We start from the raw sequence: 14,004 nt of genomic DNA, 5'->3' as shown, positions 1-14,004 counted from the left end.
GCGAAATCAGGCTTGCTGATCCGCCAGCTGATCCGCCAGGCGCACGAAGGCTGCCAGGTCCAGCTGTTCAGGGCGCAGGCTGCCATCGACGCCAGCAGCTTCGATCGCTGCGCTGTCGAGCAGGCCTTTGAGGGTGTTGCGCAGGGTTTTGCGGCGCTGGTTGAAGGCTTCGCGCACGACGCGCTCCAGCAGCAGGTGGTCCTTGGCCGGGTAGGGGAGGACTTCATGCGGCACCAGGCGGACGATGGCCGAATCCACTTTTGGCGGCGGGTTGAATGCGCCAGGGCCGACATTGAACAGGTGCTCGACTCGGCAGTGGTACTGCACCATGATCGACAGCCGCCCCCAATCGCCACCGCCCGGGCCTGCGGCCATACGCTCGACCACTTCCTTCTGCAGCATGAAGTGCATGTCGCGGATCAGCCCGGCATGGCTGAGCAGGTGGAAAATCAGCGGGGTGGAGATGTTGTAGGGCAGGTTGCCGACCACCTTCAAGCTGCGTGCAGGCACGCCCAACTGGTTGAAATCGAACTTCAGGGCGTCACCCTGGTGCAGGCGGAAGTTGTCACGGCTGGCGAACTTGTGCTGCAGGATCGGCACCAGGTCTTTGTCCAGCTCGACCACGTCCAGCTGTGCGCCGCTGCCCAGCAGGCCCTCGGTAAGAGCGCCCTGGCCTGGGCCGATTTCCAGCAAGTGCTCGCCAGCCTTGGCATTGATGGCGCGCAGGATGCGGTCGATGATGCCGGCGTCGTGCAGGAAGTTCTGGCCGAAGCGCTTGCGCGCCCGGTGTTGGTATTGCTCGTTCATGGTCGGTTCTCGGCCATCTGGTAGGCGGTTTCCAGTGCGACGCGCAGGCTGCCGGTGTCGACCTTGCCAGTCCCGGCAAGGTCCAGGGCGGTGCCGTGATCGACCGACGTGCGGATGATCGGCAGGCCCAGGGTGACGTTGACTGCCGCGCCGAAACCTTTGTACTTGAGTACGGGCAGGCCCTGGTCGTGGTACATCGCCAGCACCGCGTCGCAGTGCTCCAGATATTTGGGGGTAAACAGGGTATCGGCCGGCAGTGGCCCGCGCAGGTCCATGCCTTCGGTGCGCAGGCGGGCCAGTGCCGGTTCGATGATGTCGATTTCTTCGCGGCCCAGGTGGCCGCCTTCGCCAGCATGCGGGTTGAGCCCGCAGACCAGGATGCGTGGGTTGGCAATGCCGAACTTGTCGCGCATGTCGGCATGCAGAATACGCGTGACCCGCTCCAGACGCTCGGGAGTGATGGCGTCGGCGATGTCCCGCAGCGGCAGGTGCGTGGTCGCCAGGGCCACGCGTAGGCCGTGGGTGGCCAGCATCATCACGACTTGAGCGGTGTGGGTCAGCTCCGCCAGGAATTCGGTATGGCCTGAGAAGGCGATGCCGCTTTCGTTGATCACGCCCTTGTGCACAGGGGCGGTGATCATCCCGGCAAAGTCGCCGTTCAGGCAGCCTTGGCCGGCACGGGTCAGGGTTTGCAGGACGAAGGCCGCATTGGCCTTGTCCAGCTTGCCCGGTACCACAGGGGCGGCCAGGGGGGTGTCCCAAACGTACAGACTGCCTGCCGGCGCGGGCTGGTCGGGCCATTGGCCCGGCGCTACCGGCAGCAGGCTGACAGCCAGCCCCAGCTGCGTGGCCCGCTCGGCGAGCAGGTCACGGCTGGTGATGGCGATCAGGGGGTGGGGCTGGGCGTCGGAGGCGAGCAGCAGGCACAGGTCGGGGCCTATGCCGGCTGGTTCGCCGGGAGTGACGGCGAAGCGCAGGGGCTTCACTGTGCGGCCTGGTCAGCGCCAGGCAGCTTGATTTCAACGTAGGCTTCGTCGCGGATCTGGCGCAGCCAGGTCTGCAGCTCTTCGTCGTACTTGCGATTGCGCAGAACGTTCATGGCCTGTTGCTCGCGGGCCTGTTCGGTGCTGTCGGTGGCGCGGCGGCCCAGCACTTCCAGGACATGCCAGCCGTACTGAGTCTTGAACGGTTTGGTCACTACGCCCTGCTGGGCGTTGGCCATCTGCTCGCGGAACTCAGGTACCAGGCTGTTCGGGTCGACCCAATTGAGGTCGCCGCCATTGAGCGCCGAACCCGGGTCTTCCGAGAAACTCTTGGCCAGGGTGGCGAAGTCTTCACCGTTGTTGATCCGCTCGTAGAGTTTTTCGGCGAGCTGCTCGGTGGCCGCTTCGCTGCGAACTTCGCTTGGTTTGATCAGGATGTGGCGCACGTGAACTTCGTCACGCAGCACGTTCTCGCTGCCGCCGCGCTTCTCTTCGAGCTTGATGATGATGAAGCCGCTGGGGATACGTAGTGGCTGGGTGATGTCGCCAACGGTCATGCCGCTGAGCAGCTTGGCGAACTCCGGTGGCAGTTGCGCGGCTTTACGCCAGCCCATCTCGCCGCCTTCAAGGGCGTTTTCACTCTTGGAGTTGGCAATTGCCATCTGGCCGAAGTCGGCGCCGTTACGCAGTTGCTGGTAAACACCACCCACTTTGTCGGCAGCTTTCCTGATGTCGTCCGAATTGGCCGCTTCAGGGGTCGGGATGAGGATGTTGGCCAGGCGATACTCTTCCGACATCTGCATCTTGCCCATGTCCGAGGCGAGGAAGTTCTTCACTTCCTGCTCGGACACCTGGATGCGCTCGGCCACGCGGCGCTGGCGCACGCGGCTGATGATCATCTCGCGCTTGACCTGGTCACGTGCGTCGTCGAACGACAGGCCATCGCGGGCCAGGGCGGCGCGGAACTGATCCAGCGACATGCCATTGCGCTGGGCAATGGTGCCGATGGCCTGGTTCAGCTCCTCATCGGTAATGCGGATGCCCGAACGTTCGCCGATCTGCAGTTGCAGGTTTTCGACGATCAGGCGTTCCAGTACTTGCTGGTCCAGTGCACCTGGGGGTGGCGAGCCACCACCGCGCTTGGCGATGGTCTGCTCGACTTCCCGAACGCGTTGGTCCAGTTGGCTCTTCATGATCACGTCGTTATCGACGATGGCCACGACGCTGTCCAGAGGTTGCACCGCGGCATGCACCGCGCCACTCAGCAATACAGCACCCAGCAACACTGGGCGCAGACGATCAATAAGCTTGGTCTTCACGTTCACGGTAACCTTGAATGCCTTGGTCGAGGAAAGATTCGACCTTGTTGCCTACCACGCCACCGAGGCCTTTCAGCACGATCTGCAGGAAGATGCCATGGTCGCCTTTTTCGTTCTGCGGAAGGGCCTGGCTGAAGTCGTCGTAGTCGATCCAGTAACGGTTGATCAGGCGCAGCTTCCAGCAGCAGTTGTCATACTCGAAACCGCCCATGGCCTCCAGGGTGCGGTTGCGGTTGTAGTCGTGCTGCCAGCGGGCGATGACGTTCCATTGCGGCACGATCGGCCAGATGACCGAGAAATCGTGCTGCTGGATCTTGTAGTAATCCTTGATGTAGTTGGCGCTGCCCGGCGTGCCATAGTCGCCGCCACCCACTTTCCAGGTACCCGTTGCCGAGTCATAGGCGATGGTGTCGTTGCGATAGCGATAGCCGAGGTTGACGATCTTGTTCGGGTTGTCTTCAGGCTGGTAGTGGAACATCGCGCTGCCCGAGCGGGTGCTGCGGCTGTCCGGGTCCCAGTTGAAGTCCGAATTGAAGCGCCAGTCGCGGTTGAAGTAGTAGTTGTACACGAGCGCGTACGGCGAAACATCGGATTGAGCGTCATCGCGGGTACGGTAATCGATACCCGGCAGCTGGGCTTTGCGATCCTTGAAGTAGTACGCCTGGCCAATGCTGAAGTTCTGACGTTCAAAGCCGTTGTCTTCGATCCAGCGGGTAGTCACGCCGAGCGACAGCTTGTTCTCGTCACCGATACGGTCAATACCGCTGAAGCGGTTGTCGCGGAACAGCGAGTCGTAGTTGAACAGCGTTTCACTGGTGTCGAACAGCGGAATGTCCTTCTGGTCCTTGTACGGGACGTAGAGGTAGAACAGGCGCGGTTCGAGGGTCTGGCGATAGTTGTTGCCGAACATCGAGGTGTTGCGGTCGAAGTACAGGCCGCTGTCGACGCTGAACACGGGTACATCGCGGCTGATGGAGCTGCTGTAGCTGCCGTAGCCGGGAGTTCCCGATTGTGCGATAGCCTGTTGTTTGCCCTGGCTGTCGAGGTCGAGGTCGTAGTTCGTGTAGACGTATTTCAGCTTCGGCGTAACGAATCCATAGCTGGCTTGCATTGGCAGGCTGATTGCCGGGGCGAAGTTCAGTCGGTTGCCGTTGGCGCGAGCGATACCGCTTACGTTCTCGTCGAGACGGCGGCCGGCGGCACCTGCGCTGAAGTCAGGGTTGCCATCCTCGTCGGTAACGAAGTCGTCCTTCAGATCACGATCGAAGCGCACGGCCTCGGTCTGGTAGCTGAAGTCGACACCACCCGGATGATAAGGCAGCATGCCATCGACGGTGAGCTGCGGCAGCTTGTTGTACGGTGTGATCTGCGAAAGGGTCGCCATCTCGTACGCTTGCGCATTCAGGCGGGCGGTGTAGTTATCGCCACGCCAAGTCAGGGCACCCTGCTGGTTGACCACATCGTGGGTTTCAATCCCGATCTGATCGCTTTCCAGATCCTGGAAGTAGAACGGATCGCTGATGTCGGTGTAATCGACTTCAGTCATCAGGCGCTCGTCCAGGCCACCTTTGTGCTGCCAGTTGATCATCCAGCGCTGTTCTTTGTAGTCAGTCTGGTCTTTGCGATCGTCGTTCTTGTCGTTCAGGTACGCGCCGCCGAACTGGCCTTCGCTGGACTTGGTCAGGTAGCGGAATTCGCCTTCCATCAACAAGCCACGCTTGGTCATGTAGCGCGGGTACAACGTGGCGTCATAGTTGGGCGCCAGGTTGAAGTAGTACGGCGTGACCAGCATGAAGCCGGTGTCGCTGGTGCTGCTGAACGATGGCGGCAGGAAGCCGGACTGGCGACGGTCGTCGATCGGGAAGTAGATGTACGGTGTGTAGAACACCGGGAAATCTTTGACCCGCAGGGTGACGTTGGTCGCGGTACCGAAGCCGGTGGCCGGGTTCAGGGTGATGTTGTTGCCTTTGAGCTGCCAGGCGTTGCTGCCCGGTTCGCAGGTGGTGTACGTACCGTCCTTGAGGCGGATGATGGCGTTCTCGCCACGCTTGGCGTACAGGGCGTTGCCGCGGATGTGCGACTTGTGCATCACGTATTCGGCGTTGTCGACCTGGGCTTCGCCAGTGTCGAGCTGAATTTGTGCCTCGTCGCCGACGACCAGCGAGCCGTTGTCGCGAATCTTGACGTTGCCCTTGAGCTCGCCACGGTTCTCGGCCTGGTACAGGTTGGCCTCGTCGGCTTCGACCTGCATGCTGCCCTGGCGCATGACCACGTCACCGGCGAGGGTAGCGATCTGCTGCTCCTGCTGGTACTTGGAGACCTTGGCGTTGATGTAGGTCGGCGACTCGTCTTTCGGCGTGGTGTCGGCCATGCCCGGGCGGGTCGGCTCGATATACGCGCCACCGCAGTACGGGCCGGTTTCGGCCAGCTGCGCGGCGGTGAGCTTGTCGCGGGGGACCCAGTCGAGATGGCTGTAATCTTCGCTGCGAGACTTCAGGCCACGGCCCTTGCTCTCGGTGACCAGCACCGGCTTGTCAGCGCTTTCGGCTTCGGCCGACGGGGCCTCGGTGCCGGAAGTAACAGCAGTACCATCGTGCACAGGGCGCGGTGGCAAGTTGTTGACTGGGCTCTTGGGCTTGCAGTCCCAACCACCGGAGGCGGACACTTGGCAGTCGAACTGCTCGGCTGCGACCACGTACGAGGTGGCAAATGGTTGCAGGGCCAGCAGACCGCCGGTAACCAGCAACGGAAACTTTCTACGAAACGCGGGGGATTTCAATGCCATCTTATTAGTCCGGGCTTCCTGCGTGCCATCTGCCCGCGTGTGGGGCCGCACGCCTCTCGATGGTCTGAAAAAGATGCTGGATAATAAAGCATGACCCGCTTGACGGCTAGGGGCCGTCGGAGACCCTTGTAATGCCTGAACACGATGTACGCCTGCAACAACTGACTGTCTGGCTCGCCGAACAGCTCGAAGTACTCTTTCGCGACAACGCCTGGGGCGAGGTGCCCGTGGGCAGCCTGACCGCCGCGAGCAGCGATGCCAGCTTCCGCCGCTACTTCCGCTGGCAGGGCGCAGGGCACAGTTTCGTGATCATGGACGCGCCGCCGCCACAGGAAAACTGCCGACCATTCGTCGCCATCGACCACCTGCTGGCCAGTGCGGGCGTGCATGTGCCGCTTATTCATGCCGAAGATCTGGAGCGTGGTTTCCTGCTGCTGGGCGACCTGGGGCACCAGACATACCTCGACATCATCGATGCCGAAAACGCCGATGCATTGTTCGCCGATGCCATCGAGGCATTGCTGGCCTTCCAGCGCCTGCCAATGGAGGCGCCGCTGCCGAGCTATGACGACGCCCTGCTGCGCCGTGAAGTCGAGCTGTTCCCTGAATGGTACGTGGGGCGCGAGCTTGGGCTGGCCTTGAGCGAAGCGCAAAAAGCGACCTGGCAGCGCATCAGCCAACGGCTGATCGACAGCGCCCTGGCGCAGCCCAAGGTGCTGGTGCACCGCGACTACATGCCGCGCAACCTGATGCAGAGCACGCCCAACCCAGGGGTGCTGGACTTCCAGGATGCGGTCTACGGCCCTGTTACCTACGACATTACCTGCCTGTTCAAGGACGCGTTCCTCAGCTGGCCGCAGGCCCGTGTCGAAGGCTGGTTGCGCCTTTACTGGGACAAGGCGCGAGCCGCCGGCATCCCGGTGCAGCCTTCGTTCGAGGACTTCCAGCGCGCCAGCGACCTGATGGGCGTGCAGCGCCATCTCAAGGTGATCGGCATCTTCGCGCGGATCTGCCACCGTGACGGCAAGCCGCGCTACCTGGCCGACGTACCGCGTTTCTTCGCCTATATAGATGAAGTGATCCGCCGCCGCCCAGAGCTCGCCGAGCTGGGCCAGCTGATCGCCGAACTGAAAGCCGGAGCGCGTGCATGAAAGCGATGATTCTCGCGGCGGGGAAGGGCGAGCGTATGCGCCCGCTGACCCTGCATACCCCCAAGCCGTTGCTGCCGGTGGCCGGTCAGCCATTGATCGAGTACCACCTGAACGCCCTGGCCGCCGCAGGCTTCACCGAGGTGGTGATCAACCATGCCTGGCTTGGCCAGCAGATAGAGGACCATCTGGGCGACGGCAGCCGTTTCGGCCTGAGCATCCGCTATTCGCCCGAAGGTGAGCCACTGGAAACCGGTGGCGGGATCTTCAAGGCCCTGCCGTTGCTGGGCAATGAGCCTTTCGCACTGGTCAATGGCGACATCTGGACCGACTTCGACTTCACCCGCCTGCGCTCACCCTTGCAGGGCCTGGCTCACCTGGTGCTGGTCGATAACCCAGGGCACCACGGGCGTGGCGATTTTCGCCTGCAGGCTGGTCAGGTCGTGGACGGTGACGATGCGCCCGGCACCCTGACCTTCAGCGGCCTTTCGGTGTTGCACCCAGCGTTGTTCGAGGGCTGCCAAGCGGGCGCCTTCAAGCTCGCGCCACTGCTGCGCAAGGCCATGGCGGCGGGCAAGGTCAGTGGCGAACACTACCGTGGCCACTGGGTCGATGTCGGCACCCAGGAACGCCTGGCCGAAGCCGAGCGCCTGATTGCAGAGCGCGCCTGACATGTGGTGGCCGAGCACAGTGATCGGGTTGGGTGCAGGATTCGCTGTCGCCAGCATCCCTGGCGCCCTGCTGGGCGGGTTGCTGGGCCAGGCGATGGACCGGCGTCTGCGCGTGCAGGGCTGGGACGACATGCGCGAGCGGCTGAGTGGCCGTGCCCCAATGCGTGACGAAGAGTTGTTGTTCGTCCTGCTGGGCAGGCTGGCCAAGAGCGATGGCCGGGTGGCGGAGCAGCATATCCAGCAGGCCCGCCAGGAAATGGTCCGCCTGGACCTGGCCGAGGCTGCGAGGCTGCGCGCGATCGCTGCGTTCAATCGTGGCAAGGCGGGCAAAGACCGACTGGCCCACCACCTGCGCCGTATCCGCCTGCAGCCCCATGCGGCCGAAGGCACCTTGCGCGCGTGTTGGCGCATGGCCTGGGCCGATGGCAAGGCTGGGCAGCATGAGCGGGAATTGTTGCTGGACTGGGGGCAAAAACTGGGCCTGAGCCAGCGCCAGGTTCAAGCCATTTCACTGGAGTACGAGCCGCGCAAGATGAACGCGGCGAGTGGCGTGATGACCTATGCGGCAGCGCTGCGTTTGCTGGGGGTGGATGCGGATACTGAGGGTGACCAGGTCAAGCAGGCCTATCGTTGCCTGGTCAGCCGGTATCATCCGGACAAACTGGCTGGCAGTGGTGCCAGTGAAGCACAGGTGCGCGAAGCGACCGAGCGGACGCGCGATTTGCATCAGGCTTATGCGCTGATCCGTAAGCGGCGGGGGCTCTGAGGCCTTTTTCATTGATTGAGCAGGTCTGCCTGTGGGAGCGGCTTCAGCCGCGAACACCGGCGAAGCCGGTGCCATCCACCGCGTCGCTTGTTTCGCGGCTGAAGCCGCTCCCACAGGGGCCGGGCAATTATTCCTGCGGCGACATCCACCCACGCACCCGGCGGAACAGCTGCTCCTGCTCGGCCGCTTTGTTCCCTGGCATGGCAATCAGCGACAGCTGCTTGTACTGGCTGTCCTTCTGCCGCTTGCTGGCCTGCAGGCGTTGCGCGGCGGCATTGCGATCGCCCGTGCGGGTGGCGTAGTACAGGTCGGCGGTCGGTACCTTGAGGGTCGGCGTCAGACTTTCCAGGTCGTGCTCGACCCGCGCTGGCGTCTGGGCGGCGATCATCACCAGCTTTTGCACCTGCGGCGGTTGCTTCTCGCTCAGGTAGCGGGCCGCCCAATAAGCACCGCTGCCATGGCCGATCAGTACGATGCTGCGCGAATTGTGCTGTTGGGCGTAGGCCACGGCAGCGTCCAGGCGAGCGAAGATGCGCTCGGCATCCGCCACGTCGTTCTGCTCGCCGGCTTGTTCGGCATCGGTACTTTCCGCCGTATCCGCATCGGCCGCTGTCGCCTGGGCGACGTTGGCGTTGGCATCGGCGGGGGTGTCCTTGGCCGGCGCGCTTTCGCCTTTGTCGTTCGCAGGCTCCGCCGCCGGCTTGGCTTCGACCCGCGCTTGCGGGCTGTCGGCGAGCAGGTCGGGCAGGCTGATGCTCAGGCTGTGCCAGGCGACATCGGGGAACTTGTGCCGCAGCGGGCCGACCGCATTGGGCCAGTCAGCCGTTTCTCCAGCGCCGGGAACGATGATCACAGCGCCTTGCGGGTCGCTGTCATTGGCCGGTTTCCACAGGGCCAGAAAGCTGTCGGCACCCGCTTGCAGTGTTTGCTGCTCAGCCTTGGGCACCAGGCGCTCAAGAGCCTGGGCATCTTCCTGGCTACGCTCCAGCAAGGGTGGGCGCGGTGCGGGGGTGGCGGGCGCTTCTGTGGCTGCAGCCGGTTGTTCGGCATCGGCGGCCAGGGCGCCGAGAGGGAGGAGCGAGGCCAGGCAGCACATTGCCAGCGTCGTGCGATAAAGTGTGGACATGAATCAACCCAAGGCCAGAATGATACCGGCAGCCTAATAGTATTTGCCCGTGACGGCCATGCTGCATGGCCGCCCTTGCCAAGACGAGCGTGTAGATGAAGCGATTGCGTCGCCTGTTGGTTATCGGCTGCTTGTGGCTACCCTTGATCGCCCTGGCAAGGCCTGAGGCTGCGCCTGGCGTTGCGCTCGACCCGGCCCAGCAGCAGTGGCTGGACAGCCACCGCAGCCTGCGGGTCGGCCTGGTGCTGCAGGCGCCTTACGCGCAGTTCGACCGCCGCTTGCAACAGCTCTACGGGGCCAATGTCGAGCTGGTGAACTGGCTGGCGCAGGCGCTGAAGCTGGACCTGACCTGGCGTAACTTCGCCGATCAGGCCAGCCTCGAACATGCCCTGCAGGCGGGAGAAATCGACTTCGCCCCGGGCTTGACGCAAACACCGGCCAGCCTGCGTCTGTGGCTGTTCAGCGACCCTTACATGCGTGTGCCGCAACTGGTGGTCGGGCCACGCACCGGGGCGCTGGCCGTGGAGCTGGAAAAGCTTGAGGCCGACGAGCGCGTGGCGGTGCGCATGCCCAGCGTGCTGGCCGACTACCTGCGCGGCAACTACACCAACCTCAATCTGCAGGGTGTACCCAACGAGCGCGAGGCATTGCAACTGGTGGCGGGCGGCCAGGCCAGCTATGCGGTCATGGACGAAGCTCAGCTCAGTCGGTTGTCGCGTGAGAGCGAGTTCGGTGAGCTGGCCGTGGTCGGCGACATCGGCCTGCCGCAACTGCTGCGGGTGGGCTCGCGGCGTGACTGGCCGTTGCTCGCCGATATCCTCGAACGTGGTTTGCAAGCCATGCCAGCCAGGGAGCTGGAGCAACTTCACCAGCGATGGTTGCAGCCCAAATACCCGCGCCTGAGCGACTCGACCGGGTTCTGGCAGAACCTCGCCTTGCTGTTTGGCATGTTGCTGTTGTGCGCCTTGGCCACGCTGGCCTGGCAGCGCCGTGAGCAGCGTCGGGTCGAGCGAAGCCTGCTGGCAGCGCGCGAGAGCCTGGCCGAGCGGCAAGTGCGCGAAGAGGCGCTGCGCCTGAGCCAGTTCGCCATCGACCAGAGCACGGTGGGCATCCTCTGGGTCAACTGGGACAGCCATGTGCGTTACGCCAACCACGCGGCGGAGCGCATGCTTGGGTACGCCGAGGCCGCGTTGCTGGAGCGCCCGCTGATCGACTTCGAACCGAACCTGACCATGGATCGCTGGCTGCAGCTGTGGAAGGGCGCGCGTGCCGGGGAGGCCGGGGCGCGGCAGTTCGAGACGCAATGCCGGTGCGCCGATGGCAGCCTGCTGCCGGTGGAGTTGTCGTTGAGCTTCCTGCGCTTTCGCGACGCCGAATACCTGGTGGTCTACATCGCCGATGTCACCGAGCGCCATCGCGCCCTGGCAGCGCTGCGTGAAAGCGAGGCGCGGCTCAAGGGCATCGCCGGCAATGTCCCAGGGCTGGTGTTCCGTCTGGAGCCAGCTCCTGCCGAAGGCGAGCCGGAGTTTCCCTACATCAGCGAGGGCAGCGAGGCGCTGGTCGGTTACTCGCCGGCACAAATCCAGCACCCGCAGATGGGCTTGCGCAACCTGGTGCACCCGCAGGACCGGGCGGATTATCACCAGGTACAGGACCTGGCTATCGCCGGTGACCGGGACTGGTCATGGCAGGGGCGCATCCTGACCCGCGAAGGCGAGCAGCGCTGGGCGGATATCAAGGCCAGTACTCGTCGCCTGGCCGATGGCCGGGTGGTCTGGGACGGCATCGTCTGGGACATTACCCAGAGCAAGCGAGCCGAGTTGGCGCTGGAGAAGTCCCAGGAGCAATTGCGCGAACTGTCGGCCCACCTGGAGAGCGTGCGCGAGGAAGAAAAAGCCCGCATCGCCCGTGAAGTGCACGATGAGCTGGGGCAGATGCTGACCGTGCTCAAGCTGGAAGTGTCGATGTGCGAATTGGCCTTTGCTGAATTGGACCCAGGCCTTCACGAGCGCCTGGCCAGCATGAAGCGCCTGATCGCCCAATTATTCCAACTGGTGCGCGATGTGGCCACGGCGCTGCGCCCGCCGATTCTCGACGCCGGCATCGCCTCGGCCATCGAATGGCAGGCGCGGCGGTTCGAAACGCGCACGCAGATTCCCTGCCTGGTACAGGTGCCGGATAATCTGCCAGCATTGAGTGATGCCAAGGCCACTGGCTTGTTCCGCATCCTCCAGGAGGCGCTGACCAACGTCATGCGCCACGCCCAGGCGCACAGCGTGGAGATCGAGCTGGTGCGTGAAGGGGAAAAGCTGCGCATGACGATCAGTGATGACGGCAGCGGTTTTTGCCTCGACCAGCCCCGGCCGACCTCATTCGGCCTGGTCGGCGTGCGTGAGCGAGTATTGATGCTGGGTGGCAGCATGGCGTTGTACAGCGAGCCGGGCGAGGGCACCAGCCTGAGCGTGACCATTGCATTGGAATAGGAGCGCGATCGTGATTCGAGTGTTGGTGGCCGAAGACCACACCATTGTCCGCGAAGGCATCAAGCAGTTGATTGGCCTGGCAAAGGACATGCAGGTGGCCGGGGAGGCCGGTAACGGCGAGCAGTTGCTCGAAACGCTGCGCCATACGCCCTGCGAAGTCGTGTTGCTGGATATCTCAATGCCGGGAGTGAATGGCCTGGAGGCGATCCCGCGGATTCGTGCGCTGCACAACCCGCCGGCGATCCTGATGTTGTCGATGCACGACGAAGCGCAGATGGCCGCACGTGCGCTGAAGGCGGGCGCGGCCGGCTATGCCACCAAGGACAGCGACCCCGCCCTGCTGCTGACGGCGATCCGCCGGGTGGCGGGTGGTGGGCGCTACATCGACCCGGCCTTGGCCGACCGCATGGTCTTCGAAGTGGGCCTGACCGAAACGCGACCGCTGCATACCTTGCTGTCGGAGCGGGAATTCTCGGTGTTCGAACGCCTGGCCCAGGGCGCCAACGTCAACGACATCGCCCAGCAGCTGGCGCTGTCGAGCAAGACCATCAGCACCCACAAAGCGCGGCTGATGCAAAAACTCAAGGTCAGCTCGCTGGCGGAGCTGGTGAAATACGCCATGGAGCACAAGCTGGTCTGATTGCGACATCCTTGTAGGGATTGCCCTACACACAATCTTCCATCCGGATGATGGCATTCTCTCAGTACCCCCGATTTTCGGGGGCTGACGCCTCCTTTAGTCTTTGCCTACGCAGTCATTCCAACAAGAAGGTGCAGGCATGAGCGAGGCGAATTCCAACGCTGCCACCGGCGAGACGCTGGTCAGTTTCCGGGGTGTGCAGAAGAGCTACGACGGCGAATCGCTGATCGTCAAAGACCTCAACCTGGACATTCGCAAGGGTGAATTCCTCACCCTGCTCGGCCCCTCCGGCTCGGGCAAGACCACCAGCCTGATGATGCTGGCCGGTTTCGAAACCCCTACCGCCGGCGAGATCCAGCTGGCCGGGCGCTCGATCAACAACGTGCCGCCGCACAAGCGCGACATCGGCATGGTGTTCCAGAACTACGCGCTGTTCCCGCACATGACCGTGGCGGAGAACCTGGCATTCCCGCTGAGCGTACGCAACCTGAGCAAGACCGACATCAGCGAGCGGGTCAAGCGCGTGTTGAACATGGTTCAGCTCGATGCCTTCGCCAAGCGCTACCCCGGCCAGCTGTCCGGCGGCCAGCAACAGCGCGTGGCGCTGGCGCGGGCATTGGTGTTCGAGCCGCAACTGGTGCTGATGGACGAACCGCTCGGTGCCCTCGACAAACAGCTGCGTGAACACATGCAGATGGAGATCAAGCACATCCACCAGCGCCTGGGCGTGACCGTGGTCTACGTGACCCACGACCAAGGCGAGGCGCTGACCATGTCCGACCGCGTGGCGGTGTTCCACCAGGGCGAGATCCAGCAGATCGCCGACCCGCGCACCCTCTACGAAGAACCCAGCAACACCTTCGTCGCCAACTTCATCGGCGAGAACAACCGCATCAACGGCATTTTGCTGGCCAGCGACGGCAACCGTTGCCAGGTGCAGCTGGCGCGGGGCGAGCGGGTCGAGGCGCTGGCGGTGAACGTCGGCCAGGCCGGTGAGCCGGTGACCCTGTCGGTGCGCCCCGAGCGCGTGCGCCTCAATGGCCACAGCGAACATTGCGTCAACCGCTTCTCCGGCCGCGTGGCCGAGTTCATCTACCTGGGCGACCACGTGCGGGTGCGCCTGGAAGTCTGCGGCAAGGCCGACTTCTTCGTGAAGCAGCCGATCGCCGAACTCGACCCGGCGCTGGCCGTGGGCGATGTGGTACCGCTGGGCTGGGAGGTGGAGCACGCGCGCGCGCTCGATCCGATTGCCGAAGCCCACTGATGGATTGCTTCA

General features: G+C 63.6%; 11 protein-coding genes. 6 read left to right on the top strand and 5 right to left on the bottom strand.

Annotated elements, in window-relative coordinates; genetic code table 11:
• Positions 1 to 6: 6 nt before the first annotated feature.
• Genes rsmA through ACIQUF_RS11485 form a run of 4 tightly spaced genes read right to left on the bottom strand, consistent with a single transcriptional unit; the run spans position 7 to position 5,894 of the window.
• Entirely contained in the window at positions 7 to 807 is an 801-nt protein-coding gene (gene rsmA / locus ACIQUF_RS11500; RefSeq protein WP_403131450.1) for a 16S rRNA (adenine(1518)-N(6)/adenine(1519)-N(6))-dimethyltransferase RsmA, read from the bottom strand.
• On the bottom strand, positions 804 to 1,793 hold the full coding sequence (gene pdxA / locus ACIQUF_RS11495) for a 4-hydroxythreonine-4-phosphate dehydrogenase PdxA (RefSeq protein ID WP_403131449.1): 990 nt from the start codon (positions 1,791 to 1,793) through the stop codon (positions 804 to 806). Before pdxA ends, rsmA begins: the two co-directional genes overlap by 4 nt.
• On the bottom strand, positions 1,790 to 3,115 hold the full coding sequence (locus ACIQUF_RS11490; RefSeq protein WP_403131447.1) for a peptidylprolyl isomerase: 1,326 nt from the start codon (positions 3,113 to 3,115) through the stop codon (positions 1,790 to 1,792). The genes pdxA and ACIQUF_RS11490 overlap by 4 nt, the downstream gene beginning before the upstream one ends.
• The gene (locus ACIQUF_RS11485; RefSeq protein WP_403131445.1) at positions 3,090 to 5,894 is read right to left on the bottom strand and encodes an LPS-assembly protein LptD; all 2,805 of its coding nucleotides are present in this window, start codon (positions 5,892 to 5,894) and stop codon (positions 3,090 to 3,092) included. Before ACIQUF_RS11485 ends, ACIQUF_RS11490 begins: the two co-directional genes overlap by 26 nt.
• Before the next feature lie 131 nt (positions 5,895 to 6,025).
• Here ACIQUF_RS11485 and ACIQUF_RS11480 point away from each other — a divergent pair, with 131 nt between their 5' ends.
• The 3 genes from ACIQUF_RS11480 to ACIQUF_RS11470 are packed head-to-tail and all read left to right on the top strand — an operon-like array spanning position 6,026 to position 8,479.
• On the top strand, positions 6,026 to 7,045 hold the full coding sequence (locus ACIQUF_RS11480) for an aminoglycoside phosphotransferase family protein (protein ID WP_403131443.1): 1,020 nt from the start codon (positions 6,026 to 6,028) through the stop codon (positions 7,043 to 7,045).
• Positions 7,042 to 7,713 carry an N-acetylmuramate alpha-1-phosphate uridylyltransferase MurU gene (gene murU / locus ACIQUF_RS11475; protein ID WP_403131442.1) on the top strand — a complete coding sequence of 224 codons (672 nt, stop codon included), beginning with the start codon at positions 7,042 to 7,044 and terminating at the stop codon, positions 7,711 to 7,713. The genes ACIQUF_RS11480 and murU overlap by 4 nt, the downstream gene beginning before the upstream one ends.
• Before the next feature lies 1 nt (position 7,714).
• Positions 7,715 to 8,479 (top strand): TerB family tellurite resistance protein, encoded by a 765-nt coding sequence (locus ACIQUF_RS11470; RefSeq protein WP_403131441.1) that lies wholly within the window; start codon positions 7,715 to 7,717, stop codon positions 8,477 to 8,479.
• A 127-nt stretch (positions 8,480 to 8,606) separates the two neighbouring features.
• On the opposite strand, the gene ACIQUF_RS11465 is transcribed toward ACIQUF_RS11470, so the two are convergent.
• Complete coding sequence (locus ACIQUF_RS11465; protein ID WP_403131439.1) at positions 8,607 to 9,605, bottom strand: alpha/beta hydrolase family protein; 999 nt, start codon at positions 9,603 to 9,605, stop codon at positions 8,607 to 8,609.
• Between the two features lie 95 nt (positions 9,606 to 9,700).
• Here ACIQUF_RS11465 and ACIQUF_RS11460 point away from each other — a divergent pair, with 95 nt between their 5' ends.
• From ACIQUF_RS11460 to ACIQUF_RS11450, 3 genes are all read left to right on the top strand, one after another.
• The gene (locus tag ACIQUF_RS11460; RefSeq protein WP_403131438.1) at positions 9,701 to 12,088 is read left to right on the top strand and encodes a PAS domain S-box protein; all 2,388 of its coding nucleotides are present in this window, start codon (positions 9,701 to 9,703) and stop codon (positions 12,086 to 12,088) included.
• Positions 12,089 to 12,095: 7 nt separating this feature from the next.
• Positions 12,096 to 12,728, top strand: coding sequence for a response regulator (locus tag ACIQUF_RS11455; protein WP_403132494.1), 633 nt, complete (start codon positions 12,096 to 12,098; stop codon positions 12,726 to 12,728).
• 139 nt (positions 12,729 to 12,867) lie between these two features.
• On the top strand, positions 12,868 to 13,992 hold the full coding sequence (locus tag ACIQUF_RS11450; RefSeq protein WP_403131437.1) for an ABC transporter ATP-binding protein: 1,125 nt from the start codon (positions 12,868 to 12,870) through the stop codon (positions 13,990 to 13,992).
• Positions 13,993 to 14,004 lie beyond the last annotated feature (12 nt).

This window comes from Pseudomonas sp. NPDC090233 (assembly GCF_044772285.1).
Lineage (GTDB): Bacteria > Pseudomonadota > Gammaproteobacteria > Pseudomonadales > Pseudomonadaceae > Aquipseudomonas.
The sequence above is the reverse complement of the archived record's forward strand: the minus strand, read 5'-3'. Positions and strand labels throughout refer to the sequence as shown.